The sequence below is a fragment of the Planomicrobium okeanokoites genome (assembly GCF_003428875.1).
GTDB classification, from domain to species: Bacteria; Bacillota; Bacilli; order Bacillales_A; family Planococcaceae; genus Planococcus; species Planococcus okeanokoites.
The window spans coordinates 84,013-107,782 of sequence record NZ_QQRS01000007.1 but is presented as its reverse complement, the minus strand read 5'-3'; the positions used below and the strand labels follow the sequence as shown (position 1 = coordinate 107,782).

The 23,770-nt window shown below is 44.7% G+C and carries 33 protein-coding genes and 1 tRNA gene; 7 read left to right on the top strand and 27 right to left on the bottom strand.

Annotation, left to right across the window (positions count from 1 at the left end):
* Positions 1-25 precede the first annotated feature (25 nt).
* The 17 genes from D2910_RS13870 to D2910_RS13790 all read right to left on the bottom strand — a co-directional run bounded on the left by D2910_RS13870 (position 26) and on the right by D2910_RS13790 (position 9,329).
* Positions 26-247 (bottom strand): hypothetical protein, encoded by a 222-nt coding sequence (locus D2910_RS13870; RefSeq protein ID WP_117313869.1) that lies wholly within the window; start codon positions 245-247, stop codon positions 26-28.
* Between the two features lies 1 nt (position 248).
* Positions 249-797, bottom strand: a complete 549-nt coding sequence (locus D2910_RS13865) for an ERCC4 domain-containing protein (RefSeq protein ID WP_117313867.1) — start codon at positions 795-797, stop codon at positions 249-251.
* Positions 797-1,063, bottom strand: a complete 267-nt coding sequence (locus D2910_RS13860) for a hypothetical protein (RefSeq protein ID WP_117313865.1) — start codon at positions 1,061-1,063, stop codon at positions 797-799. The genes D2910_RS13865 and D2910_RS13860 overlap by 1 nt, the downstream gene beginning before the upstream one ends.
* Positions 1,064-1,367: 304 nt before the next feature.
* Positions 1,368-3,719, bottom strand: a complete 2,352-nt coding sequence (locus D2910_RS13855; RefSeq protein ID WP_117313863.1) for a phage/plasmid primase, P4 family — start codon at positions 3,717-3,719, stop codon at positions 1,368-1,370.
* Between the two features lie 292 nt (positions 3,720-4,011).
* Complete coding sequence (locus D2910_RS13850; protein ID WP_117313861.1) at positions 4,012-4,455, bottom strand: DUF669 domain-containing protein; 444 nt, start codon at positions 4,453-4,455, stop codon at positions 4,012-4,014.
* 21 nt (positions 4,456-4,476) lie between these two features.
* On the bottom strand, positions 4,477-4,917 hold the full coding sequence (locus tag D2910_RS13845; protein WP_117313858.1) for an ERF family protein: 441 nt from the start codon (positions 4,915-4,917) through the stop codon (positions 4,477-4,479).
* Positions 4,914-5,270, bottom strand: coding sequence for a YopX family protein (locus D2910_RS13840; protein ID WP_117313856.1), 357 nt, complete (start codon positions 5,268-5,270; stop codon positions 4,914-4,916). The genes D2910_RS13845 and D2910_RS13840 overlap by 4 nt, the downstream gene beginning before the upstream one ends.
* 14 nt (positions 5,271-5,284) lie before the next feature.
* Positions 5,285-5,776 (bottom strand): siphovirus Gp157 family protein, encoded by a 492-nt coding sequence (locus D2910_RS13835; RefSeq protein WP_117313854.1) that lies wholly within the window; start codon positions 5,774-5,776, stop codon positions 5,285-5,287.
* 72 nt (positions 5,777-5,848) lie between these two features.
* The gene (locus D2910_RS13830; RefSeq protein WP_117313853.1) at positions 5,849-6,034 is read right to left on the bottom strand and encodes a hypothetical protein; all 186 of its coding nucleotides are present in this window, start codon (positions 6,032-6,034) and stop codon (positions 5,849-5,851) included.
* Positions 6,035-6,476: 442 nt separating this feature from the next.
* Positions 6,477-7,100 (bottom strand): hypothetical protein, encoded by a 624-nt coding sequence (locus D2910_RS13820; protein WP_117313849.1) that lies wholly within the window; start codon positions 7,098-7,100, stop codon positions 6,477-6,479.
* 47 nt (positions 7,101-7,147) lie between these two features.
* Positions 7,148-7,399: a hypothetical protein gene (locus D2910_RS13815; protein ID WP_117313847.1), complete on the bottom strand. Its 252-nt coding sequence runs from the start codon at positions 7,397-7,399 to the stop codon at positions 7,148-7,150.
* A 1-nt stretch (position 7,400) separates the two neighbouring features.
* On the bottom strand, positions 7,401-7,616 hold the full coding sequence (locus tag D2910_RS13810) for a hypothetical protein (protein WP_117313845.1): 216 nt from the start codon (positions 7,614-7,616) through the stop codon (positions 7,401-7,403).
* Positions 7,617-7,647: 31 nt separating this feature from the next.
* Positions 7,648-7,806, bottom strand: a complete 159-nt coding sequence (locus D2910_RS16950; protein ID WP_165850188.1) for a hypothetical protein — start codon at positions 7,804-7,806, stop codon at positions 7,648-7,650.
* Between the two features lie 16 nt (positions 7,807-7,822).
* Positions 7,823-8,350, bottom strand: a complete 528-nt coding sequence (locus D2910_RS13805; protein WP_117313843.1) for a hypothetical protein — start codon at positions 8,348-8,350, stop codon at positions 7,823-7,825.
* Between the two features lie 39 nt (positions 8,351-8,389).
* On the bottom strand, positions 8,390-8,593 hold the full coding sequence (locus D2910_RS13800) for a hypothetical protein (RefSeq protein ID WP_117313841.1): 204 nt from the start codon (positions 8,591-8,593) through the stop codon (positions 8,390-8,392).
* Between the two features lie 74 nt (positions 8,594-8,667).
* Positions 8,668-9,096, bottom strand: a complete 429-nt coding sequence (locus tag D2910_RS13795) for a hypothetical protein (RefSeq protein ID WP_117313840.1) — start codon at positions 9,094-9,096, stop codon at positions 8,668-8,670.
* Between the two features lie 20 nt (positions 9,097-9,116).
* Positions 9,117-9,329, bottom strand: a complete 213-nt coding sequence (locus D2910_RS13790; protein WP_240633626.1) for a helix-turn-helix domain-containing protein — start codon at positions 9,327-9,329, stop codon at positions 9,117-9,119.
* Positions 9,330-9,491: 162 nt separating this feature from the next.
* On the opposite strand from D2910_RS13790, the gene D2910_RS13785 reads away from it, so the two are divergent.
* From D2910_RS13785 to D2910_RS13775, 3 genes are all read left to right on the top strand, one after another.
* Positions 9,492-9,890: a helix-turn-helix domain-containing protein gene (locus D2910_RS13785; protein WP_117313839.1), complete on the top strand. Its 399-nt coding sequence runs from the start codon at positions 9,492-9,494 to the stop codon at positions 9,888-9,890.
* Between the two features lie 206 nt (positions 9,891-10,096).
* The gene (locus D2910_RS13780; protein WP_117313838.1) at positions 10,097-10,570 is read left to right on the top strand and encodes an ImmA/IrrE family metallo-endopeptidase; all 474 of its coding nucleotides are present in this window, start codon (positions 10,097-10,099) and stop codon (positions 10,568-10,570) included.
* A 14-nt stretch (positions 10,571-10,584) separates the two neighbouring features.
* Positions 10,585-11,721, top strand: a complete 1,137-nt coding sequence (locus D2910_RS13775) for a tyrosine-type recombinase/integrase (protein WP_117313837.1) — start codon at positions 10,585-10,587, stop codon at positions 11,719-11,721.
* A gap of 137 nt (positions 11,722-11,858) precedes the next feature.
* On the opposite strand, the gene D2910_RS13770 is transcribed toward D2910_RS13775, so the two are convergent.
* The 5 genes from D2910_RS13770 to D2910_RS13750 all read right to left on the bottom strand — a co-directional run bounded on the left by D2910_RS13770 (position 11,859) and on the right by D2910_RS13750 (position 16,390).
* A tRNA-Val gene (locus tag D2910_RS13770) sits at positions 11,859-11,931 on the bottom strand.
* Between the two features lie 127 nt (positions 11,932-12,058).
* The gene (locus tag D2910_RS13765) at positions 12,059-14,092 is read right to left on the bottom strand and encodes a TRAP transporter permease (RefSeq protein WP_117313836.1); all 2,034 of its coding nucleotides are present in this window, start codon (positions 14,090-14,092) and stop codon (positions 12,059-12,061) included.
* Positions 14,082-14,606: a DUF1850 domain-containing protein gene (locus D2910_RS13760; RefSeq protein WP_117313835.1), complete on the bottom strand. Its 525-nt coding sequence runs from the start codon at positions 14,604-14,606 to the stop codon at positions 14,082-14,084. The genes D2910_RS13765 and D2910_RS13760 overlap by 11 nt, the downstream gene beginning before the upstream one ends.
* 77 nt (positions 14,607-14,683) lie before the next feature.
* Entirely contained in the window at positions 14,684-15,676 is a 993-nt protein-coding gene (locus D2910_RS13755) for a TAXI family TRAP transporter solute-binding subunit (RefSeq protein WP_084244769.1), read from the bottom strand.
* 120 nt (positions 15,677-15,796) lie between these two features.
* Complete coding sequence (locus D2910_RS13750) at positions 15,797-16,390, bottom strand: phosphatidylglycerophosphatase A family protein (protein ID WP_084244767.1); 594 nt, start codon at positions 16,388-16,390, stop codon at positions 15,797-15,799.
* Positions 16,391-16,493: 103 nt separating this feature from the next.
* Here D2910_RS13750 and D2910_RS13745 point away from each other — a divergent pair, with 103 nt between their 5' ends.
* The 3 genes from D2910_RS13745 to D2910_RS13735 all read left to right on the top strand — a co-directional run bounded on the left by D2910_RS13745 (position 16,494) and on the right by D2910_RS13735 (position 18,247).
* On the top strand, positions 16,494-17,216 hold the full coding sequence (locus D2910_RS13745) for an alpha/beta hydrolase (protein ID WP_101801454.1): 723 nt from the start codon (positions 16,494-16,496) through the stop codon (positions 17,214-17,216).
* Positions 17,217-17,293: 77 nt separating this feature from the next.
* Positions 17,294-17,812, top strand: a complete 519-nt coding sequence (locus D2910_RS13740) for a YjcG family protein (RefSeq protein ID WP_084244763.1) — start codon at positions 17,294-17,296, stop codon at positions 17,810-17,812.
* Entirely contained in the window at positions 17,813-18,247 is a 435-nt protein-coding gene (locus D2910_RS13735; protein ID WP_084244760.1) for a GNAT family N-acetyltransferase, read from the top strand.
* Between the two features lie 65 nt (positions 18,248-18,312).
* On the opposite strand, the gene fabI is transcribed toward D2910_RS13735, so the two are convergent.
* A complete protein-coding gene (gene fabI, locus D2910_RS13730; RefSeq protein WP_117313834.1) occupies positions 18,313-19,083 on the bottom strand; it encodes an enoyl-ACP reductase FabI in 771 nt (256 codons plus the stop codon).
* A 78-nt stretch (positions 19,084-19,161) separates the two neighbouring features.
* On the bottom strand, positions 19,162-20,532 hold the full coding sequence (mgtE, locus tag D2910_RS13725; protein WP_084244756.1) for a magnesium transporter: 1,371 nt from the start codon (positions 20,530-20,532) through the stop codon (positions 19,162-19,164).
* Positions 20,533-20,632: 100 nt separating this feature from the next.
* Between mgtE and prpE the strand changes: the two genes are divergently transcribed.
* A complete protein-coding gene (prpE, locus tag D2910_RS13720; RefSeq protein ID WP_117313833.1) occupies positions 20,633-21,370 on the top strand; it encodes a bis(5'-nucleosyl)-tetraphosphatase PrpE in 738 nt (245 codons plus the stop codon).
* On the opposite strand, the gene D2910_RS13715 is transcribed toward prpE, so the two are convergent.
* From D2910_RS13715 to yjbM, 3 genes are read right to left on the bottom strand one after another with little or no spacing between them, the layout of a single operon-like run.
* The gene (locus tag D2910_RS13715; protein WP_084244752.1) at positions 21,363-22,241 is read right to left on the bottom strand and encodes an RluA family pseudouridine synthase; all 879 of its coding nucleotides are present in this window, start codon (positions 22,239-22,241) and stop codon (positions 21,363-21,365) included. The two genes, prpE and D2910_RS13715, sit on opposite strands and share 8 nt — an antisense overlap.
* A complete protein-coding gene (locus D2910_RS13710; protein WP_117313832.1) occupies positions 22,238-23,044 on the bottom strand; it encodes an NAD kinase in 807 nt (268 codons plus the stop codon). The genes D2910_RS13715 and D2910_RS13710 overlap by 4 nt, the downstream gene beginning before the upstream one ends.
* A complete protein-coding gene (gene yjbM, locus D2910_RS13705; RefSeq protein WP_084244748.1) occupies positions 23,041-23,718 on the bottom strand; it encodes a GTP diphosphokinase in 678 nt (225 codons plus the stop codon). Before yjbM ends, D2910_RS13710 begins: the two co-directional genes overlap by 4 nt.
* Between the last annotated feature and the right edge of the window lie 52 nt (positions 23,719-23,770).

Genomic DNA, 23,770 nt, shown 5'->3' with positions numbered 1-23,770 from the left:
CCGCTTCACCTCTACTATAAAAAAATTAGTAGGATAAACCAATGCCTTGGTTCGTCCTACTAATCTTAGTATGTTTTTTGTATCCTGTTGCTACACGGTCGAGGTAAGTGGTTTCGTATTCATACGTGGCGACTGCTACAAATCCGCGTTGATTCATCTCCAAAATTTTATCTGCACGTTCTTCTTCGCTCCCCAACTCCGATTTCACGACACCGCCGCGATTGAAGGGGTTTGTTTTGACTGTCATATTAAATCAACCCTTTCTTCACACATTCCATCGCCGCGTAGTAAAAGTGATGGTAAATGTAATTTCCTGTATACGCTTTGTCCAAGTACACGATACTGAAACCGTAACGCGCTTCAAACGTTTTGAGTCTGCCGAGCAGCGCTTTCGGATCGTACTGGCTCCGGTATTCGCCGCGCAATATTTTGCCGTAACCGTCGGGATCTTCGCAAACTAGCACGAATGGAATATCACTAGCGCGTATCAATTCATTCTCGAAGGCCGTTGCTTTTAGCTTCGATAAGTTGCCGGTTATTTCGTCAATGTGCGCTTTTCTTTCCACAGCGGCAGTTAATTGGATATCTCGCATAATGCCGAGTTCTTCGTTCTTTGGTATCAAGCATCCGTAATCACCTGTTTTAAGTGTCCTTTTCATATACGGAACGCCTTTCTTGTCCAGGTAATCGGTCACATGCTGATTTTCCTTTTCACGCGTATCCACAATAATCATCAAAGTCGCTAGTATTTTCTTTACCTCTGTATCTGAGTAGTTGTATCTGAACGCTTGCACCATTACCGCTTACCTCCAAAATTCTCCATTGCCCGCTTATAAAGACTGTTTGCGATTTCCACAGCATCAGGAGTGGCGTATTCAAAAGGTGAATCGCTCAATTGCTTCCAGCCGTTCGATGCGCAAATATCCATAAACTTGATAATGTCCTGGTACGATCCGTCGTCTGCATTCACCCAATCGAGGATTCGCTGATTAGGTTCACCGGCTAACCAGTCCACAATTTTGTGAATGGTCGCTTTTACTGATTTTTCCGCTACGATTTCCACAGAATTATCATCCTTTCCGGAATAGTTAACTTTTGAAACTCGTTTTTTAACTAAAATTAACTCGCTCAAACCGTTGGTATGACTGGGTTTGTGGTCAAAATAGTTAATTTAGTTAACCATTTTTTGCATTGTAGGCTCCTTACGTTTATTACACCCTTAACGCCTTTTCCTTTTATATATATATTTCTTTCATCTCTGCAATAGAGAAATAAATTAACTATATTAACTATTAGGTACTTAAACCCTTGATATGACTGGGTTTGCGAAGAGTTAATTTTTGAATCGAAAATCACTCGTTTATTAACTATCTCCAGTTTTTGGAATTTTTAAAGCGAACCGCTTCTTTTTGCTTCATCACCACTTCGTTTAATTCCAATCCTCGAATCACCACTTTATTTCCAGTGCCGTTTTCTTTCTTGTAACCTCTGTTTTCCAATTCTCGGCCAAACGTCCGCTTCTTCAACTCGAAGTCTCCGTTTTCCTGGCAGTACAGTTTGTATTCGTTGTACAGTTCTTTGAAGCCAACACCGGACAATGGATTGATGTTGCAGCACTCGATGATGAATGGAAGCAGAAGATCCATTTCTTCTCGGTATGTTTTGTTGCTGCCTTCAACGGATGCCGGTGGTTTCAATCCTTCCTTCTGCCACAGCAAGCACCCTTCGACCATCCAGTTGAGTATGCCGTTCGCTTCTTCTTTCAACTTCACTGGCAGCGTTGCATCTCGATTCTTTTCCGGTATGAAGGCAAGGAATGGAATTAGTTTGATGCGCCGCCATATCCCTTCATCTGAACCTTTTACAATCGGCTTGTGGTTGGTTGTGAAGAACACTTTGAATTCTGGTGAAAACTCGAAATAGTCTTTATGAAGGAAGCGCGCGATGATGCTTTCACCACCGGTGATTTGCTTCACAATCGATTCATCCAACTTCTCGCCCTCGTTACTTTCCACAGCAGAGACGAACCGACTGCCTGCTAACCTCGCCACATCGCTGTTTGCGCTGCCGTTGTGTTCTTTAGATATGAACGTCTCTTTGTTGGTTTGGCGTGCGTAATCGCCCAGTATGTCCTTCACCGTGTTGATGAAAGTGGATTTACCGTTTTTACCGCCGCCGTATAGGAAGTACATGCTTTGGTCGGTAATGTCGCCAGTCATCGTGTAGCCGATTAACTTCTGCACATATCGGATCAGTTCGTAATCCGTATTGCCTTTTTCGTCAACGAATATCGTTTCCAAAAACTTCTTCCAGGTAGGCGCATCGGCATCTTTCTCGTATCCCACATCCGCGATTTTCGTCATTAGATGATGCGATGCGTGTGGGAGTAGCGTGCCGGTCTTTAAATCCACAATGCCGTTTTGACAGTTGAGTAAGTATTTGTTGGTGTCGAGTTGTTCATTCTTCACTGGAAGCAACGCCTTCGCCAGTAGCAAACTATTCGTGATAACTCGTCTGCTTTGCGAAGCGTGGCCCCATTTGCGCGCTGCCTTTTCCTCAGCTTGCGCAGCTTCTTCATCATCAATATCACTGTGGAAGGCCATCAATGTTTTAAATAACTTCGTCGCCTGTACTTCCACCTTGCTCATGTCGTCAATTTCCCACTTCTTCTGATTCCACACCAGCCACCCGTATTGATTGCTGTGAAGGATGCGCTCGCGGTATTCATGTGCAAACCATTCAGCGTTGCCAAGTTCGGTGTGCATGAATACTGGTGTTGTTTGGTCTGCTTCTTTAATTTTGATTAGGCGTTCCGTTTTCGGGTTAAGCGTTTCTTTGGTGTCGCGGATGGCCCGTTTTAATGTAATCTCGCCGTATGTTTCAGAGCCGCGCTTTTCGTCCCATTTGCTGCGCATCAAATCACTTTGCCTAAACATGTGATCCATCAACGAATAATTTTTATCGCACCAGAACGCCAGGTGATTCGCTAAACTTTGATCTGTTGCTGAGTGGTCGTTGTTGACGATTAACTCACCGTTAAACATACGCTTGATATCATCACCATTTTTCGACTTGAACATTTTGTTCCAAATGCCGGTGATGCTGTTTTCGTCATAGTCAATATCCTTATCAACTTCAAAATCGTTGTCGTCACTTGCTTCTTCAAAGGTGAACAACTCACTTGCCAACTCTGCTAATTCGTCCGTTCGTTCAAACACATCGTTCTCATTCTCTCGGTTGCCTGTAAACGTGAAGTAACGCCCCTCTGAGTAGATTTCAATGCCCAACTCGTCGTTACGCATCCCCTTCTTAAAGGAAGCGGGGAGAGCGCCCCTGATAATGATATGGATGCCCTCGCCTGATGGTGAAAACTCTGTGTAGCTGTCGAGTTGTTCGATTACTTTTTTAGCAAACTCGGAAATGTTACCTTTACTGTCAACGCAATCGTCCAGGTCGATCCCGATAAACTCATCTTCTGCTGTGAACACAAAGCCGATACCGTCGAATCCGTATTCGGTCATTACGTGTTTGGCTGCGGAAAAGCTGGACCATGTACCTTTGTAAGTTGGTGATGCGTTGTTGCCGTCAACTTGCTTCGGTACTTTGGTTAGCTTCACGCCACCGTTTTTCTTATCCGGTCGTTCCTCCAAACTCCACAAGACCCACTGCCGAAGCTTTTGAAGGTCGTATGGAATGTCTTGCAGGTTATACTTTGCCAATGGTCTCAACTCCTAGTATTTCTGTGGATGGCGTTACAGTTATTTGCGTGCGGACTGCTATTAAGGAATTAAAAGTCCCCTTAGTTCTTGATAGGACTCTTTTACCTCGAAGTAATCTCCCGCTCTATGAATTACAGTCTCTACCCCTGCACATTCACCCATCTCCCAAACATGTACGATATGATCTCGATTAAAAGTACTCTTTGTACCGTCTTTCAAAGTAACTTCTATGAACATATAATTCCTCTCCTTTATTGTTCAAATTCACGCTTATTAACGGTGAAGCTCCCTATTAAAAAGGAAGCTCCGATTCGTCAATGTCAACTGGTGCAGGTGGAGCAACTCTTGATTTGTTGTAATACTTAACACGCAGATATTCTTTACCGTTGTTCGCTTCTTCATACTTCACAACTAAACGCAGTTTCTTGTTCAAAAACGCTTTCGCCCATTCTGTGTACTTTTCAAACTCAGATTCTTCTTCTGTGAAACCGGCTGCAATTGATGCGTTTTCAATCTTCCAAAGCGCCTTCTCTGTGCAAAAGAAATCATCCTGGAAAATCTTTCTTCCTTGAAACTCTTGCTCTACATCGTCGCGGATCTCGTACTCGAATGAAATTACGTTTTTATCACCTACAACCTTTGTATCGAAGTTTGTTGCTGTTACCTCGTATTCACCAGCTTTGATTTGTTGCGGCGCTTCTTTTACCTCTTGATTTAAGTTAAGTTTGATAGCCATTTTGCATTTCTCCTTTTCGACTTAAAAGTCGTCATTTTTAGTTTGTTTTTTGTTCGTCGCGCCATTTCCGGTGGCGTTGTTGCCGTCGTCGTCTTCATCGCTTGTGATGCCGTAAATTGCTGATAAGGCGTAACGTTTGAGATAGCTGATGACACTGCCAGCACCCTGCGCCGTATCCTTATCTGATTTCATATACACCGGATCGTATTCGATATATTCACCCGATGAATGTAAAAGGAGTGTTGCAACTCCTGGTTTACCTTGCTCATTTGTGGATGGCCACTGTGTGAATGACAATCCGTGTTTCGGGCCGAAAGTGTTGATTGTTTTTACTACTTCTTCAAGCGGAACATACGAACTTTTAAAGAAGGGATTCGCCGCTGTTTTCTCCGGTTGCTTCACTTCCGCTTGAAACGCTGAGAGCGCTTTGGCGATTTCCACAATGGAATCTGATTTATTCATTCTGTGGACACCTCCAACAATTCAGGGTTTTGGTAAACGTTTCCGATAACCTCATACCTCAACAGGTTTAAACTCGTTAACGAATTCGGAACCCAATTCATCGCTTGTATTTTATTGGTCGATTTCCCAACAAAACAACCATTGAGGAACACGATGTGCATATCAGGATATCCAGCTAGGCGCATAACATCTCCTTCATAAATCTCAAAACCGTTTACATCATTTAAGCCGGTATATTGCAACCTAACGCCATCCTTCAATTCATGCGCCCAATATTGCGGATGTTGCGACAAGTCGAATGGTGCAATCATTTTGTAACCATCAATCCATACTCGAAACTTAATTTCTCGCATATTCCCAACTCCTTCTATACAATTCGCAAACTCTGTTCCCTCTTCAACTCCACGCCTTCCACAGCAATCCCATTCTTCAAATCAGCCAACAACGCTTTCTTATCAACTGTGGGATGCTGCTCAACCAGGTAATGCGCCGGTACTAACTTTTCATCGAGCAAGCGCACACTCGGCGGGTTATACTGCAAGCGCAAACCAACGTGAGCGCCTTTTACCTTGTCCTTGCCAGTCGCCTGCATCGTCTGAAAGATATAATCCTTCAAGCGATCCGCGTTGCCTTCCAGCGCTTGGCGGCGTTTCTTTAGGCGTTCCTCTTCCACCTTAATGGCGTTCGCTTCCGCTTCAATGGCGCGTATCACCTTCGCTGTGTTTTCCAATTTGTCGTCAATCGCTTCTTCGATGGATTCCAGCGTATCGGTAAATTCCGGACGTTCGGTATCGCTGCTGCTGATTAAGTCGATAAGTTGTTGGTATTGTGCGCTTAGTTCGTAAAGTTTGAATGCCATTTACTTACACTCCATTTCTGTGGTAAAATTACGGTAGATTATTAAATTTCGTTACACGCCACATGTGACGGTTCAAGCGTTCACCCTAGCCGGTGAGCGTTTTTCTTTTTGCCATTCATCGAGCGTCAATCCATCGGGCCAGATTTCGTCATCTTCAACATTCGGTTCATTCGCTTGGCGCAACTCCCATTCGAGATATTCGGGATTGGGATAGCCGATGCGCTCTATCCGGTTAATGTCGCTGTGTTCGATATCCATTTCGTATCACCTCATTTCTGTGGAAGGCTAATACTCTTCCGGCTCAGGTTCGGTTACATAGTTAGAACTGTTGACTAGTCTCCTACACTCGTAGCAAACGTAATCAAAATCATCATTAAGCGCTGACATACCGTGTGGATGGTCGTCGTTAATTGTTTCGAAAAGTCCGGAACCGCATTCGCATTGGAAATTTGTTTGGTGCGGGTCGTTATTCGAAAACTCGTTCATTTTCATCAACTCCTTCTATATAATCTGTGGACAGCCTACACCCGCTTAATCTGCTCACTGGCGCAATACGCGCAGCATTTCGGTGACGGCGTATTTTCAACGGTAAAGAACGTTCCGCCGCACTCGCATTTCCATTCGGTTGCGATCATGGTTAATCACCCCTTTCGAAGTTTTTGGTATCGGACTTTGTGTGCGAACTGTGCAGTAATTAATATTATGAATTTCCCCATTGTTCCGCCATAGCTTCTGCTATACCGGGGAATGTTTTACTTCTTAGTTTTGCTCTTTCTTCTTTCGGTAACTTCCACGCTTCTGCGTACCACGCTGGCATTGATTTCCCACTATCAAACTTTGTTCTTGGTGGTGGTTCTACTATGTTTGTGGGTTTTAATTTGGGTAGTCCTTTTAACCAAAAGCACGTTTTCTTTTCAAACGGATCGCCAAACTCATAAGGTTGTATTATTTGGTTTGGTTTTCTCCAATGTGAACTCATAACCCCAACTGGGTTCTCAATCGCTACCCTTTCGCAGTCTGCGTTAGCGAATAACATAAAGAAGTCAATTGCTTCCTCTCTATCTTTCGTTCTCTTAATCGCTTTTTCTCCGTATCTTTCAATATTGAACCATCTGTTTCCAGTAACTGTTAAAAATGTGCATGGTGGGAAAGCTAAAATCATATCCCATTTTTCTTTTAACAACTCCGTTACGTCTTGTTGTAAGTGCCATTCTGGATGACCTCCACTACATTCTAAAATGTCACAAGAATATGCTTCATGTCCTAACTTTCTAAATTCCTTCGTTACTACTTGGCTTTCTTCACACGCTACTAAAATTCTCATTTTCATTCTCCCCTTTACCTCGTTATATGGTTCAACTGTGTGGAAACTCAAAACACCATATCCGCTGGCTGATTCATAAAATTGTGCAGTTGTTCCCGATCCATAACACCCTTCACCTTCTCGCTAAAATGAATCATCAACTCGACTTCTTCGTAGCTTTCCACAATGTGCATGCTGTCTGCGTCATCCTTGCCGAACCAGAACATTGAACCGGTACTGCCATCCGATGTGATGCGCTCCACTTTGTCCAGGTTGATGAGGTTTTCGCGCCCCAATACTTCGTTTACTTTTATCCACATTTTATTGATGCCCCTTTCGGATAACTTCTGATGTTGTTGCGAGTTGTGCGGTTTTGCGACCGTAATTTGTAGCCGTGCGATTCACTTCCGCGATTTGCGTTTCATTCTTGCGCATCATTTGAATTTCTTGTCGGAAACCAGCGAACAGTAGTCCGAGAAATCCACCGAGCATTCCTGCGGCGATGATTGTATCGATGATATTTTCTTCATTGAACATTGGGCGTTGCTCCTTTCTGTGGATGGCGTCATTAGATAGTAGTCACGCTTACTTCAATATCAACCTCAACTTCTCCGTGGCAACTTTTGCAATTATCTTGAAAACCTTGCCCGTCTTTAGCTGATAACCAGTGAGCCATATTCGTTTGATTCCACTTACCGCAATCGCTGCATTCCCATTTGACAATCATTCTTTCCACCTCCTATTCATATCCACCCAAGCGCCTTCCACTTCACCAGCACATCCTTGATCCGCATCTTCAAACTCATGCGATATTCAACCTGCAACTGCTTCAATAAATTGTCCGAGTGCAGCCGGCTGTGTAATAGCGCATCCATCAGATTGGCGATCCGTTCTCGCTCAACTGTGGATAGTGATTCGATATTCTTTTCGAGTCCAGCTTCCTCCATCATTTGGAGTACGTTGCGCATTTCCTTTGCTGTGGTGTGGCGTAGCGCTAATCGATGCTGCTCAACTTTCTTGCCACGCATAACGGGCGATGTAAATCCGTGTGAAAACTCATGCAGAATGTCCATAATGTATTCGGGATTGTCGTATAGGCGTATACTCTCACTCGCCACATCAGCGGCCATCGTGCGCTTATTCGCTTTAATGCTCGTTATCGTTGGCTTGGATACAGAGAAGTCGAAAGCCAGTTGATCCCTGGATGCGCCTTCCTCTTCGATTAAACGTCCTAGCGTTTCGCCCACATAGGCTGAACGCTTGATTGGCATGGGAATCAGCTCCTTTTGTTGGGTTTTTGTGCGAACCTTTTAATAAATAAGCCTATTCAATTCTTTGTGGTCTTTTAAAGTTTGGTTTATACTGCTTTTCGATTTTTTAACTCGCACTAACGCTTCCTGCACTTCCTCGTCTGTAATAAAGCCGAAGCCTGCATCCAAAGCAACATCGTCATTCAGTTGTCGAATTGCTAAAGTTAGCTTTTTATCCAGCTTCTTGCGTTGTCTTTTATTCATCCAATACCTCCTTCTGTGGTTCCACTCCCCAAAACTGTATCCCTCCGGCTATACCGGTTATACAAGGTGGTGGGTTATGGTTTACTTAACGGCCGTACTAGATACTCTCCGCGATCACCATTCCTATACCTGGACCTTAATGTAGCTAAATGAAATCCATACTCTTTGGCTAAATCGGGTACTCTGTATAACTTGCCTTTCACTTCAACTAAAACGGCGGTGCTTTTGTTGTAGCTGTTTTCAGAAGCTGTGACCCATCTGCAGTTTTCAGGCGAATAACCTTTGTCATTATCGGTGCGATCAATTTGCAATTCATGTGAAAATCCATTTGCGAGCGACCAGTTATAGAACTTGTCGAAGTCTTGCCATTCTTCACAAACGGTTATACCTCTACCGCCATAAAGTCTATATGCAGGGTTTGCTGGATTCGTGCAGCGACTTCTCATTGCATGCCATCTGTCGCAAATACTTCCCTTAATAAATCTGTCGTTGTATTTTGGCATTTCTACAACTCCTTTCTACCCTAAACGTGTAACTTTTCCTTAAAAAAAAGCTCGTCCAGCTCCACATCCAATATCTCCGCAATGTGTTTAGCAGCTTCAAGCGACAACTTGGTGTGGCCTGATTCGATATTCGCGTAACCGGAAGCCGACTTGTAGCCTAGCTTTTCAGCCATGAACGTCATCGAGATTCCCTTTGCTTTTCGCGCTTGTTTCAGTCGCTCCTGAATCATCATTTATCACCTTCTTTCACGTATCGTGTAACTTTATATCCTAACTATACATACTCGTTTTGAGTAAGTCAACAACTTTCTACACTTTTCGTGAAACTTTCTTCACACCTTATGAAACAATGATAAAATTGGACGGAATACTACCTATTGAAATGAGGAATCCACATGACGACATTAGGCGAAAAATTAACAGCGCTCAGGGAACGTAAAGGATGGACGAAAACATTTGTAGCGAGGAAGTTAGGGATTAAAACACTTTCCACTTATGCGAATTATGAATATGGCACACGCGAACCGGACATGGAAACATTGAGCCGTATTGCAGATATATATGATATTAGCTTAGACGAATTAACAGGCCGTTCTGTGGACAGCAAACACACGATCCGCGGCGAAGAAGTCGACACATCCGATTTATCCGAGAATCAACGACTGGTCCTCGAATGGGCCATGCAGCAGGAAGCGCTCTCCTTCCACAGCACAGAAGAATTGAAGGAAATGCTGGATAATATGGCGGTTATTTTTGAGTATGAACGGCGCAAGAAAAACAATAAAAGTAAATAATTTGTAATTTCTATATCTTTTTCTGAATATTTTGGTAGGATATATATACCGATATAGTTATATCTTAGTTCTTTTATCTAAAATTTTACCTTAATGTTGGATAGGTATAATAGACTAATTATATTCGGATAATATCATAAGGGTGATTCACAATCGCTCTTTTTTACGCCGCAAAAAGAACATACGTTCTAAACAAGGAGGAAGTCATGTCGAATTATGTATTTCACACCGCAGACGAAACCGTAAAGAAGATTTACAGTTCCATCAACCTGTCGCATCCCGACCACCTGTCGCCTATTCTGATTGCTGAATTCTTGAATATCGAACTTGCTTACTTACCCGTTAACTCCATGCGCATCAACCGCAATATCTATCTTGACGACCGGCTATCCATAGAAGAGCAATGGGAACAATTTGGGCATGAACTGTGTCATGTGCTGTGGCATCCCGATAATCAGCTACACTTAACGCAAAGCTTCATCGACATGCAGGAACGGCAAGCCAATAATTTCGCCCTGTACGCCTGTATCCCGACCGATATGCTGATGCGTATGGAAATGCCACCCGACCGCTGCCACGCCATCCACAGGATGATGGAGACGTTTCATGTGACACGCCCGTTTGCCGAACGCCGGCTCGACCTACATATCGAGAAAATGAATCAGCTTACATACCAGTAAAGGATGTGGTTTGATTGGGATCCGTTCAACGTTTAGCGAAAGGCAAGTATAAACTGACAATCAGCCAGGGATTTGATGAGCATGGTAAGCGTATACGGCGTTACAAAACTGTGGATGCTAAAGGCAAGCGTGAAGCCGAACAACTGCTGCGGGAGTTTGAGAAGGAATTGGAAGAGGAAACGCTGGCGAAAGGTGAAGCGATTCGATTTGGTAAATTCTATGAACTGTGGAAGGCAGACTATGCGATTCCGCATCTCGAACCATCCACACTCGAAATCTACCGAATCGTATCAAAACCGATTCTCCACCATTTCCGCAACCATCAACTCGCGGCCATCACCGGAATGCAAATCTCGCAATTCCTGAATAACGAAAAGTTGAACGGCAAAGGTTCGTTGGAGAAAAAGTACAACGTCCTAAAATCGATATTCAAATGGGCCGTGAAGTGGAAGTACATCAAATACAATCCGATGGAAGGCGTGAAGAAGCCGCGCAATCCACAGAAGGAAATGGAGTTTTATGATCGGGATGAGATTCGCGAAGTATTGGAAGAAGTTAAGACGATGGAACGCAAACAGCAGCTTAAAGTAAAACTCGCTGTGGTAGGTGGATTGCGTAGAGGGGAAGTGTTAGCCATTGCCGAAGATGCGGTTATCTGGGAAACAAATCAGATTAAAGTATTCCGTTCCGTTCAGTTTTCCACAGAAGGTGGACTTCGCTTGAAGCGTACCAAAACAGGCGACTCACGCATCGTCACGTTTCCGAAATGGTTGATGATGGAATTGCGCTTACATTATCTCGAAGTGTTGCACCACCGCGCCAAACTCGGCCATCTGTGGAAGGGTTGGGAAGATACGGATGGACGGCAAGTTACGCTGCTATTCGCTGATGAGTATGGCAAACCGCTGCGCCCCAACTCCATCACGCAATTTTGGGGGAAATTTATGAAGCGAAACCCACAGTTGAAGCGGATCCGCTTCCAGGACTTACGCCACTCGATGGCAAGTTTGATATTAAGCGAAGGTGTCAACATTAAAATATTACAAAAACGTCTCGGTCATAAGCGCGCAAATACCACACTCAACGTCTACGCCCACATCACCGAAAAAGACGATAAACGGGCAAGCGATGTATTCGATAATTTGGAGTAAATAGCAGCATTTGCGCAAAAGTGTCGCTTTTTTTGTCGCTAGCGCATCATCCGTCCACAGAATATAACTAAAAATGCGCAAAGAAAAAACCGCGCAACCTCAACGGCTACACGGCTTTCTCCATTTTCACTCCACTATGATTCCTACTGGGCTCGAACCAGCGACCTCTACCCTGTCAAGGTAGCGCTCTCCCAGCTGAGCTAAGGAATCGCAATTTCAAGGACATTTTTAATTATATCGCCATCTCATAAAATGTCAATACTCTAGCAATAAATCTTATTACCAAAGTAAAAACCCCCGTAAGGCTCTGTTCATTCAGAGCTCTACGGGGGTTAGTTTATGCTTCAGTTGCTTTTGGTTCTTTTTTATCGCGTGCGAGCCATTGGATAACGAACAAGACGATAAAGGCTGCTGCACCAATTGTATCAGACAGACCTTCAGGATAGATTAACGCGATACCAGTGGCGAATGTGATGATTCGCTCAAACCAGTATAGCTTGCGATACCAGTAACCGATTAATCCGGCACCAATTGCAATCATCCCGGAAATAGCCGTTATGAGCACCCAGATCAGTTCCGGCCAGGTCGTATCGATCATCAGCAATGATGGTGACAAGACGAACATATACGGAATGATGAACGCGGCAATGGCCAGTTTAGCGGCATTAAAACCGGTTTTGATCGGTTCTCCACCGGATATTCCTGCAGCTGCGAAGGCAGCAAGGGCGACCGGTGGGGTGATATCGGCGATGATGCCGAAATAGAATACGAACAAGTGGGCAGATAAAGCTACCACTAATGGTGTCGCAGCTCCTTCAGGATATTCGAGCATCAGCAATGTGATGATTGCCGGAGCTGCAATTGTGGATGTGATAACATAGTTGGCCGTGGTCGGCGAACCCATCCCCAGTACAATTGCGGCAAGCATCGTGAAGAATAACGTCAACAGGACGTTCCCGCCTGAAGCTGAAACAAGGCCATTGGCAAGACTTAATCCAAGCCCTGTCTTAACAACAACCCCGACAATAATACCAGCCGCCGCCGTAGCAGCTGCTACAGCCAGCGCCGTCCGGGCACCATCGACCAGGGCATGGATCATATCCTTGAAATTCAAGCGTGTCTCTTTATCAAAAGCACTGACGACAATTGTTAAAACAATACCCCATAATGCAGCTTGCATTGTCGGAATACCGATCAACAGGAAAATGATGATGGCAAAGATCGGTGTAAGTAAATAGATTTTCTTCAAAACTTCTTTGCGATCCGGCATCTCTTCTTTTGATAAGCCTTTCAAGCCGATTCGTTTCGCTTCGAAATGGGTCATGATCCAGACACCAGTGAAATAAAGAAGCGCGGGAATAGCTGCCGCTTTGGCAATTTCCCAATACGTTACGCCTCCGATGAACTCAACCATCAGGAATGCTGCAGCTCCCATAATCGGCGGCATCAATTGTCCGCCTGTCGAAGCTGCCGCTTCAACCCCGCCTGCAAATTCCTTTTTATACCCCAATTTTTTCATCATAGGAATTGTATAAGAACCGGAAGTTACAACGTTGGCTACCGAGCTGCCTGAAATCGTCCCTTGCAAAGCACTTGAGAAGATGGCCACTTTTGCCGGTCCGCCAGTCAAGTTACCGGCTAATGATACAGCCAGGTCATTGAAGTATTGGCCTACTCCTGTTTTGACCAGGAATGAGCCGAACAACAGGAACGTGAAGATGAATGTGGCGGAAACACCGATCGGCGTTCCAAGAATTCCATCTGTCGTATAGAACATCAATTGGATCAATGAATCCAGGTCCTGCCCTCTGTGCCGCAGGAATCCAGGGAAATAAGGACCGAAAAAGGCATATGTCAGGAATAGCGCGGATATGACAGTTATGGGCATTCCGACTGCTCTTCGTGTAGCCTCAAGCACCAGCAGGACAGCCAGGACCCCAACGATGAAATCGAGTTCCGTAACCCGTCCGATACGGAATACCAAGTCTTCATACATGATCGGCCAATATGCACCGACTCCAAGGGACAATAAGGCAAGAACGTAATCATACCACGAAACTTTATGGCGGACCCCTTTGCGTTTCCGTGCAGGAAACAGGATGAAGATCAAGGAAAGCGCAAATCCTAAGTGGACTGAACGCTGGATATAAGCTGTGTATTGGCCGAAAATCGCCGTATATAACTGAAACAGCGCAAAAGCCAATAGTCCGTAGAAGACAACATGTTTCATAATGCCTGATAAATCACGTGTATTGGATTCAGGGTCGTATTTCTGCAGAATTTCTTTCTGTTTTTCTTCTGAAATATATGTATCATCTTCCGGCGGCAATTTCTGCTCTTCTCTTTCTTCCGGCGGTAATTTATTGGTCATCAATATTCACTCCTTTTAATTGCTGGAAAAATGACAGCCGCTGAATACGGAACGTATACGTCTTTCCTCTGACGAGTGTCTTTTTCAAATCATACTCTTTTCCTTTTTTGATCAAAGACAGGCCAGCATCGACATCACCGATCAGGATACTGAATTCCGGTAATCGCCTGTCCATATTTTTGATGAAATACTTACCGTCTTTTTCGACAAACACTTCCCCTTCTCCTGCATTGGAAGGCATTCCAATATTAAAATCTTCATATTCCAGCTCAGTCAATTTTATCGTGTTATCTGGAAGGGCTATGAAAGTTTCAATTACATCTGATAAATGGATGGAATGTGTATATTTTATCTGAAAACGGGGCTGAGTCAATAGCGAATAGGCCGTGAGGTTTTCTGTTTCGTTATTGATGAACACTATGCTTCTTTTTAGTGGGATGAATAAGAAAGCGGAGCTGATTAAGATGAGGACTATCAGAATCAGAAGAAAACGCTGCTTGTTATTTACTCGCATAATTCATTCTCCTCCGTTGTTCAAAACAAATAACGACGATAAAGCTTTCGCTTTATCGTCAATTATTCAACAAATTCTTATTGATTTACTTCATCAAAGTACTTTTGTGCACCTGGGTGGATATCGATTCCGATTCCTTCAAGAGCCGTTTCAGATTTGATGAATTCAGCTTTTGCGTGCTGGATTTTATCTGTGTTTTCATAGATCGCTTTTGTGATGTTATAAACCGTATCTTCCGATAAGTCGTTTTGTGCCACCAACATAGCCAAAACCGATACAGTCGGCACTTCTTCCGTCAAGCCGTAGACACCTGATGGTACAGTATCATGTGCATAGTACGGATATTTTTCAATCAGTTCGTTCGCTTTGTCTTCAGCAACCGGTACGATCACTACATCAGCAGTTGCGCTTAAGCTTTCAACAGCTCCAGTAGGTGTACCTGCTGTGATGAACGCAGCGTCGATCTGGCCCGATTGAAGGCTTTCCTGGGATTCACCGAAGTCAAGGTTCTGAGCATCGATATCATCCATTGTCATGCCGTGGATTTCGAGTAATTGTTCAGCGTTGATGTAAGTACCTGATCCAGGTGCCCCGACTGAAACCGATTTCCCTGCCAAATCTTCAAATGAAGCAATTCCTGAGTCCGCAGTTGTTACCAACTGGATTGTTTCAGGATACAAAGCGCCGATTGCAGAAACTGAATCGATCACTTCGCCGTCGAACATATTCGTGCCTTCAGAAGCATAGAAAGCTGTATCCGTTTGAACGAATGCAATTTCCCCTGTGCCGTCTTTAAGTGAAGTCATGTTGGCTGCAGATGCCTGTGAAACTTCAGCAGTCGTGTCAATGCCTGTTTCGTCTTCGATGATCTGAGCCATTGCTCCGCCAAGCGGATAGTAAGTTCCCGTTGTTCCGCCAGTTAGGATACTGATGAATTCAGGATCTGATGAACCGCCGCTTTCTCCGCCGTTTTCCGTATCCGTGTCTGCAGAATCATCTCCACAGCCAGCAAGGAATACAGATCCAGCCAATGCGATTCCCGCGAATAAACCAAATTTCTTGTTTACCATAATTTGACCTCCCCTTAATAATTTTTATATGTTCCTATCATCATAATACCATGACTTTATATCCAAATGTCAATGAAATTAAGAATTCGCAACCGCTTTCATCTCTTGCCCTTTAGAGCATTATGTCTCTGCGCCATCCACATGCATTTCCGGAGCAGTTTCATCCGGTGAAATGTCTTTGAAACCTTTGCCTTTTTCCTCGAGGTCGCGCTGTCTGTGTGCAATTCTGGCACTGGCACAGGCTGCAATACTTGAGACGAGATCATCCAGGAACGTGTGGACTTGCCCACCCACTTTTGTATCCAGCTCGCGTATGACTCCGATTTTATTGCGGTCGAGATGCCCGAATGTTGTGACTGCTATACTGCCATATGTCAATACCGCACCAAGGCCGATCATTTCATCCACGCCGAACAGCCCTTCATCCGAATCGACGATCTGCTGTAACGGGCGGGACAGCTTTCTTTGCTCAGCAAGCTCATCCATTTCAATGCCGACAAGAAGCGCGTGCTGCATTTCCCTTTTCAGCAGGACACTTTCTACAGATTCAATGCAATGCGACAATTGAAGCCCTTCGTTGAAAGGTTCCTGCATTTCAAATACGATTTTAGCAATTTCTTCAATTGAGACTCCCCGTCTTTCCAGCGCTTCATGTGCCGCTTTCGTCACTTCGTCAGAATGTACACGGAATTTACCGCCATCCAATCCTTCCATATCAAAAACCCCACTCTCTGTATTTGCTGCTTGCTCCCCCATTATACCTTGCAGTCCGAATATGATACAATTTTTATACAAAACCCATCAAGGAGGCTTCTTCATGAATACAGGAAAAGTTGAAGACATCACTATCTACAGTGAGGAATTGAAGGAAGACATGCAGTTGCTGGTATATCTCCCTTATAATTATTCACCTTTATACAAATACAGCCTGGTCATCGCATCAGACGGCAAAGATTATTTCCAGTTGGGCAGAGTGCCCCGTGTCGTGGATGAATTATTGGAAAAACGAGAAATTGAAAACATCATTTTTGTGGGTATTCCTTATAAGAGCGTCGATGACCGCAATAAAAAATATGAACCTTCCGGGGAACAGCATGCCGCTTATTTAAGGTTTTTGGCGCATGAACTCGTGCCTTTCCTGGATGAAAAGTATCCGACTTACCAGGTGGGGATGGGTCGGACGTTGATCGGTGATTCCCTTGCGGCCACCGTCAGTATGATGGCCGCATTGAAATATCCGAATATTTTCGGGCGTGTAATCCTTCAATCCCCTAAAGTCGGCCCGGAACTGATGGACACGGTGTCCAATTTCAATTCTGCCCACGCCTTCACCGTCTATCATGTAATCGGCAAGGGCGAAACCGAAGTGAAATTAACCAACGGCGAGACAGCCGATTTCCTAAAACCTAACCAGGAGCTGCATCAATTATTGAAAGAAAAGTCTTTCCCTCTTTTTTATGATGAATTCGACGGAGAGCATACCTGGAAATACTGGCAGCCGGATCTTAAGCGGGCCTTGATCCAAAACTTCGGTGTATAACATGGATTCGCAATTTATAAGATTCTTTTGTTATACTGTAATAAGATAAGATCTTTAACCTACGAGGAGGCATATTTATGAAATATGGTGTTGCAGCATTTCCGTCAAAACAATTACAGGACATCGCCAATTCTTACCGCAAACGGTATGATCCCCACTATGAGTTGATCACCCCTCATATCACATTGAAGGAACCGTTTGAAGCGGACGGCACAGAAATTAAAAAAGTTGCAGAAGAAATGGCGAAAATCGCCAAACGCCAAAAGCCTTTCAAATTGCATGCAACCCGCGTAAGTTCTTTTTCGCCGGTCACAAACACACTTTATTTCAAAGTTGAACCAAATCAAGACCTGCTCGCTTTGCATGAAGACCTGCATTCCGATTTCTTCGGAGGCATGCCGCATTATTCATTCGTGCCGCACATCACCATTGCCCAAAAACTGTCTGATTCCGAGCATTCGGACATCTTCGGACAGCTGAAAATGGCAGGCATCGACCATGAGGAAACAATCGACCGATTCCATCTCTTATACAAACTTGAAGACGGGTCGTGGACTGTCTACGACACATTCAGATTGACTGGAGATGAAGAATAATTGCAGAAAGTCAAAATAGCTGAAACCGAACTGGAAAAAGAACAGGCTTTTGAGATTCGCCGCAAGGTTTTCGTGGATGAGCAGCAAGTCCCTCTGCATATCGAAATGGACGAATATGACGACGAAGCGACACATTTTGTCGGCTACAATCTCCAACAGCCGATTGCAGCTGGACGCATCCGCGAAATCGAAAGCGGCATCGGTAAAGTTGAGCGGGTATCAGTATTACCGGAATTCCGTGGACAGCATGTCGGTGTCCTGATGATGGAAGCGATGGAAAAATACGCCCGCTCCGCTGGAATGTCTAGCCTGAAACTCAACTCGCAATCTTATGCCATCCCTTTTTATGAAAAATTGAATTACATCGTGACTTCTCCGGAATTCCTCGACGCAGGAATCCCGCACAGAACGATGGAAAAGAATCTTCATGCATAAAAAATCCAGCCCTCTATTAATAGAGAGGCTGGATTTTTTTGTAGCATTGGACTCAAGGAAAAATTTTAAAGAACATGATACCCGCTATCCACGTGGATCGTTTCACCTGTAATCCCCCGGGACATGTCACTGAACAGGAATACAGCTGTATCGCCCACTTCTTCCGGTGTTGTATTGCGATGAAGCGGCGATTTCTCTTCGATTTCATGAAGAATCGAATTGAAATCACTGACCCCTTTGGACGACAACGTACGGATCGGTCCGGAAGAAATGGCATTTACACGAATTCCCTGTTTGCCAAGATCTGCAGCCAAGTAGCGTACCGACATTTCCAATGCGGCTTTAGCGACACCCATTACATTGTAATTCGGCAATACACGTTCACCGCCGATATAAGTCAGCGCAACGATGCTGCCGCCTTCAGCCATCAATGGTTTGGCATATTTGGAGATGATGGTAAGTGAATAGGAACTGATATTTTGTGCAAGTAAGTAGCCTTCCCTTGACGTTTCAGAAAAATCACCAGCAAGCTCTTCCGTTTTAGCGAAAGCGATGCAATGGGCTAGGCCATCAATTTTGCCTGCCTGTTCCTTGATCGTGCCGAAACATTTCTCAACGTCTTCATCACTGGTCACATCACACGGAAGAATCAGTTCATGCTTTCCTTCAAGTGTTGCAACCAAATCCCTTACCGACTTCTCAAAACGCTCACTGGCATATGTAAAAATCAAATTAGCACCCGATTGGTCAAGCGATCGGGCGATACCCCAAGCGATGCTGCGTTTGTTGGCCACTCCCATGATGACGAAAGTTTTGCCTTTCAATGATATGGACATTGTCATTCCTCCTGATACTTGTTTATTACCTGGTACTAATATTACATCATAAAAAAGAAAAGTGCAATTTACACTTTTCTAAAGGTTGCTAAGGAATGTGGTCGCCAGTCCCAAATAAATTAAAATGGAGATAATATCATTCAAAGTAGTTATAAATGGCCCTGATGCAACAGCCGGGTCAATATTCAAGCGGTGGATCAACAATGGAATAAACGATCCTGCAAGTGTAGCTACAAAAATGGAACCTGCTACAGCTGTTCCGACCAGCAGCCCGATCAGCAGCTCGCCTTTCCAGAAATAGACCAGCCCTACAACTACCACACCGCAAACAAGTCCGGTGATGAGACCTGTCCCGGCTTCACGGAACAGCAGCTTCATCTTGCTTTCTTCTTCTATATCCCCGGTAGCAATGCCTCGGACAGCTACAGCCAGCGCTTGTGTACCGCTGTTTCCTGCCATACCTGCGATCAATGGAATAAATACCGCCAGCAGCGCCACTTGATCAAGAGTTGACTCAAACATCCCCATCAAGTTTGCTGTCAGCATCCCCAAAAAGGTCAGAAGGATCAGCCAAGGCAGCCGCTTTTTAGCGGCGCTGAAAGGTCCTCTGTCGAAATTATCCATATCCGAGACAGCCGCCAGTTTTGAGTAATCGTCTGAAGCTTCTTCATCAAGGACATCGATAATATCATCAACAGTGATGATACCCAGAAGATGGTCCTGAAAATCCACAACCGGCATTGCCAGGAAATCATAATCCTTGATCATGCGGGCAACTTCTTCCTGATCCTCTCCGACAGAAACGCTGACCACCCGTTCATTCATGATGGATTCGATCAGTGTATCTTCTTCAGCAATGATCAAATCCCGCAATGTGACAATTCCGGCAAGCCGTTTTCCTTCATCTATAACAAAAACGTAATAGATCGTTTCCGCGTTCGGTGCAGCATTCCGCAAGATATTCATTGCAGACCGCACAGTGGAGTTTTTGGGGATGGCAACAAATTCGGTCGTCATGATGGAGCCGGCTGTGTACTCTTCATAATGAAGAAGATCTTTAATTTCCCTAGCCGAATCTTTAGGCATAATGGTCAGGTAGCTTGCCACCTGATTTTTATTGAGATTATTCAATACGTCTACCGCATCATCCCGGTACATGAAGGACAGCAGATCTGCAGCATACATGGAATTCATTTCTTTGAAGAGGTTTTCGTATTCGTCGTCATCCAGTTCAATCGCTTCGAATATATCCGCCATTTCCTTAGGAGAGAGATACTCATACAGCTTTTGACGGATTTCAACCTCCGCCTTTTCATAAAATCCTGCCTGGTCATAAGGATGGTGGGACAGGAATTCTTCCCTGAATTTCTCCAAATCCCCTTCTTCCATCAATTGCATCAGCATTTCTTCATTCAACTCTTCGTCACGCACTGTTTTTTCTTCCAGCATCATGGCTCCCTCCTTTCGAATTTGCGACTCTCCGCTTTAGTAGTCTATACGTTACACTATAAGTATGTATAGTGAAATTTTCAGCAATGAGGTGTATTTTATGAAATTTGACATTATCGGTGATATCCACGGCTGCTATGATGAGCTGATGGATTTGCTTGAAAAGCTGGGATATCGGTTTGATGACGGTATCCATATCCATCCCGATGGCAGGATGCCTGCATTTGTCGGGGATGCCATGGACAGAGGTCCTGATTCACTGAAGGTCATGGAATTGCTTTTTGCAAGACAGGACCGCGGCATTCTCCATTATTCCCCGGGCAACCATTGCAATAAACTCTACCGCTTCATGAAAGGAAATCAAGTCCAGCTGGCACACGGCCTTGAAATTACAATTGCGGATTGGCAGTCCATGCCAAAAAAAGAACAGCAGAATTTCCGCGAAAGATATATCAGGTTTTACGAAGAGCTGCCTCAATACCTGGTGTTGCGCGATGATTTGATCGTGGCGCATGCCGGATTGAAACAGGAAATGATCGGCGTACCCGTCAACAGGAAAATAGCGGTGTTTACGCTTTATGGAGACATAACCGGCAAATTCCATGCCGATGGCCGGCCGGTCCGGAGGGATTGGGCAAAATCCTATAAAGGCGGACCATGGATCGTCTATGGCCATACACCTACCGAGGAACCTTATCTTATAAATAAAACCGCCAATATCGATACAGGCTGTGTTTTCGGGGGTTCCTTGACCGCATTCCGTTTTCCTGAAAAGGAATTAGTGGCTGTCCCTTCCATACAGCCTTACCAACCCGACCGCTTTCACCGCTTTATTTAATAAGTGACAGCATGTCTTCCCTGTTAGCCGATTTAAACTTGAGCGCCTCACCCGTTACCGGATGGATCATTTCCAGTTCCCGGCAATGAAGAGCCTGTCGGCTGATCAGTTCCCTGCTGCCACCGTATAAATCGTCGCCTACAAGCGGGTGATTGATATGAGCCAGATGCACCCGTATCTGGTGGGTGCGCCCCGTATTTAATTTGAGTTGGACATGGCTGAAATCCGAAAAAACTTTTAGCAACCGGACTTCAGTTTCCGCGAATTGGCCATCTGCCCGAACTTCCCTTTCAATAATACTGGAATTTTTCCGGCCGATCGGTGCTGTAATCGTAAACCGTTCATGGTCCACTCGACCATGAACCAGCGCTTCGTAACGTCTGGACATCTTTTTTTCCTGCTGCTGAATCGACAGCATATGATGAATGTGGCGGTTTTTCGCAATGCATACGAGTCCACTGGTATCACGGTCCAATCTCGTTGCGATATGCAAAGTTGCCGGAATTTCATTTTCCTCAAAATGTTTCGCTACTATATTGGCCAGGCTGCCGGATGGGTGTTCACGGGAAGGGATCGTATTTTGCAATGGAGGTTTGTCTACAATCAGGAGAGAGTCGTCTTCAAAAACAATCTTTAAATCCCCTTTTTCTGCCTGAAGGCCTTTCCCCAGCTCTTCCAACGGAAAAACAACGGTCACAGCATCTCCTGGTTCCAGGGGATGCCTGACCGTCACTTCTTTGCCGTTTACTGTTATCTGTCCGCCTCCGTACTTTACAGAAGCCAGTGTCCGCTTTGAAATCCCCCAATTGTGCAAGGCTTCGCGAAGCAGTCCTTGTTGTCCGGCAACATATTTCAATTCGAACGGTTTCATCGGGCTTCCTCGCTGTCGATGAAGGAATCATGCACCCTTCTCCAGAACGGGAATGGACGGAAACGGGCAAATCTCACTTTTTGATCGGCTACTCTGTATTCAATCGAACGAACATCTTTATGAAGCAATTGCAGGTGGTCGACTGTCACCATGAAATCCGGCGCTTTAACCGGACGGAGTGCGCAGCGATGATGCGATGGCAAAACCAGGGGAGAACCGACGGTACGGAAAACCCGATTATTGATTGAGGCCATTTCAGTCAATTGCATCGCTTCCAGTGAGGGGTGGATGATCGCGCCGCCAAGCGCTTTATTATACGCAGTGCTTCCTGATGGCGTCGACATGCACAGTCCGTCTCCCCGGAACCGTTCAAAATGGCTTTCGTTCAATAAGACATCCATGACCAGCGTTACGTCAGGTGATTTCACCGTCGATTCATTCATTGCCAGATATACGGCAGGCTCTTCTTTATTGCGGTAATGGATACTCGTTTCAAGCAGTGGATATTCAATGACTTCGTATTCTTTTTTAGCGATCGACAGCACCAATTTTTCAATTTCAATCGGTTTCCAGTCAGCATAAAAGCCTAAATGCCCCGTATGTATTCCGACAAAGGCCACCGAAGATAATTGGTCCGAGTATTTGTGGAAGGCATGCAGCATAGTACCGTCTCCACCTATTGAAAGAACGATATCAGGCTCCTCTTCGTTCCACTCCATACCGAAATCAATCAAATAAGCACGTGCTTTGTCCATCAATTCATTCGATAAATCGTCACTTCTCGACATTATGAAATACTTCATCTCTTTGTTCTGCCTCCTTCTTGGCCATCTGGAAAGTGGGTTCTTGGCGAATCTTTGAATTCAGTGAAATATGCCTGCGCTTCCTGGATTTCATCCCGGATCTGCGACATTTCCTCATCCAGCTGAAAAGCCGCTTCCGCCGCCCGCTGCAGACGCAGCTTTATTTCATCCGGAAAGACCCCTTTGTATTTATAGTTCAATGAATGCTCGATGGATGCCCAGAAATTCATCGCCAGCGTCCGGATCTGAATTTCTGCCAATATCCATATTTCCCCGTTGATAGTTTGAACAGGGTACTCGACAATCACGTGATATGATCTGTAGCCGCTTTGTTTCTCCCTGGAAATATAATCTTTCTCTTCTACGATGCGCAGGTCGTTTCGATTGCGAAGTAAATCGACAACAGTTTCAATATCACCGACAAATTGGCACATCATCCGAATTCCCGCTATATCCTGTAATTCGCGCGCAAGTTCTTCTGAAGGCTCGAAAGGCAACCCTTTTTCAAGCGATTTGTCATATATACTGGCTATCGGTTTGACCCGACCCGTTACAAACTCGATCGGCGAGTTGATATTATCGGTTTCATATTGTCTGCGCATGCCTTTGAACTTTATCTTCAATTCATCGACTGCCTGTTTATAAGGCGCTAAAAATCGATCCCACTGTCCCATAGCCAGTCCCCCACTTCTGTCTCCGTTAACGTGCTGATTATTCTGTCAGTTT

Bases quoted from the DNA above. Each gene is read 5' to 3' on its own strand.
- D2910_RS13870 (WP_117313869.1), bottom strand. From the start codon at position 247: ATGACAGTCAAAACAAACCCCTTCAATCGCGGCGGTGTCGTGAAATCG.
- D2910_RS13865 (WP_117313867.1), bottom strand. From the start codon at position 797: ATGGTGCAAGCGTTCAGATACAACTACTCAGATACAGAGGTAAAGAAA.
- D2910_RS13850 (WP_117313861.1), bottom strand. From the start codon at position 4,455: ATGGCTATCAAACTTAACTTAAATCAAGAGGTAAAAGAAGCGCCGCAA.
- D2910_RS13845 (WP_117313858.1), bottom strand. From the start codon at position 4,917: ATGAATAAATCAGATTCCATTGTGGAAATCGCCAAAGCGCTCTCAGCG.
- D2910_RS13840 (WP_117313856.1), bottom strand. From the start codon at position 5,270: ATGCGAGAAATTAAGTTTCGAGTATGGATTGATGGTTACAAAATGATT.
- D2910_RS13835 (WP_117313854.1), bottom strand. From the start codon at position 5,776: ATGGCATTCAAACTTTACGAACTAAGCGCACAATACCAACAACTTATC.
- D2910_RS13830 (WP_117313853.1), bottom strand. From the start codon at position 6,034: ATGGATATCGAACACAGCGACATTAACCGGATAGAGCGCATCGGCTAT.
- D2910_RS13820 (WP_117313849.1), bottom strand. From the start codon at position 7,100: ATGAGAATTTTAGTAGCGTGTGAAGAAAGCCAAGTAGTAACGAAGGAA.
- D2910_RS13815 (WP_117313847.1), bottom strand. From the start codon at position 7,399: ATGTGGATAAAAGTAAACGAAGTATTGGGGCGCGAAAACCTCATCAAC.
- D2910_RS13810 (WP_117313845.1), bottom strand. From the start codon at position 7,616: ATGTTCAATGAAGAAAATATCATCGATACAATCATCGCCGCAGGAATG.
- D2910_RS16950 (WP_165850188.1), bottom strand. From the start codon at position 7,806: ATGATTGTCAAATGGGAATGCAGCGATTGCGGTAAGTGGAATCAAACG.
- D2910_RS13805 (WP_117313843.1), bottom strand. From the start codon at position 8,350: ATGCCAATCAAGCGTTCAGCCTATGTGGGCGAAACGCTAGGACGTTTA.
- D2910_RS13800 (WP_117313841.1), bottom strand. From the start codon at position 8,593: ATGAATAAAAGACAACGCAAGAAGCTGGATAAAAAGCTAACTTTAGCA.
- D2910_RS13795 (WP_117313840.1), bottom strand. From the start codon at position 9,096: ATGCCAAAATACAACGACAGATTTATTAAGGGAAGTATTTGCGACAGA.
- D2910_RS13790 (WP_240633626.1), bottom strand. From the start codon at position 9,329: ATGATGATTCAGGAGCGACTGAAACAAGCGCGAAAAGCAAAGGGAATC.
- D2910_RS13785 (WP_117313839.1), top strand. From the start codon at position 9,492: ATGACGACATTAGGCGAAAAATTAACAGCGCTCAGGGAACGTAAAGGA.
- D2910_RS13780 (WP_117313838.1), top strand. From the start codon at position 10,097: ATGTCGAATTATGTATTTCACACCGCAGACGAAACCGTAAAGAAGATT.
- D2910_RS13765 (WP_117313836.1), bottom strand. From the start codon at position 14,092: ATGACCAATAAATTACCGCCGGAAGAAAGAGAAGAGCAGAAATTGCCG.
- D2910_RS13760 (WP_117313835.1), bottom strand. From the start codon at position 14,606: ATGCGAGTAAATAACAAGCAGCGTTTTCTTCTGATTCTGATAGTCCTC.
- D2910_RS13755 (WP_084244769.1), bottom strand. From the start codon at position 15,676: ATGGTAAACAAGAAATTTGGTTTATTCGCGGGAATCGCATTGGCTGGA.
- D2910_RS13750 (WP_084244767.1), bottom strand. From the start codon at position 16,390: ATGGAAGGATTGGATGGCGGTAAATTCCGTGTACATTCTGACGAAGTG.
- D2910_RS13745 (WP_101801454.1), top strand. From the start codon at position 16,494: ATGAATACAGGAAAAGTTGAAGACATCACTATCTACAGTGAGGAATTG.
- D2910_RS13740 (WP_084244763.1), top strand. From the start codon at position 17,294: ATGAAATATGGTGTTGCAGCATTTCCGTCAAAACAATTACAGGACATC.
- fabI (WP_117313834.1), bottom strand. From the start codon at position 19,083: ATGTCCATATCATTGAAAGGCAAAACTTTCGTCATCATGGGAGTGGCC.
- mgtE (WP_084244756.1), bottom strand. From the start codon at position 20,532: ATGCTGGAAGAAAAAACAGTGCGTGACGAAGAGTTGAATGAAGAAATG.
- prpE (WP_117313833.1), top strand. From the start codon at position 20,633: ATGAAATTTGACATTATCGGTGATATCCACGGCTGCTATGATGAGCTG.
- D2910_RS13715 (WP_084244752.1), bottom strand. From the start codon at position 22,241: ATGAAACCGTTCGAATTGAAATATGTTGCCGGACAACAAGGACTGCTT.
- D2910_RS13710 (WP_117313832.1), bottom strand. From the start codon at position 23,044: ATGAAGTATTTCATAATGTCGAGAAGTGACGATTTATCGAATGAATTG.
- yjbM (WP_084244748.1), bottom strand. From the start codon at position 23,718: ATGGGACAGTGGGATCGATTTTTAGCGCCTTATAAACAGGCAGTCGAT.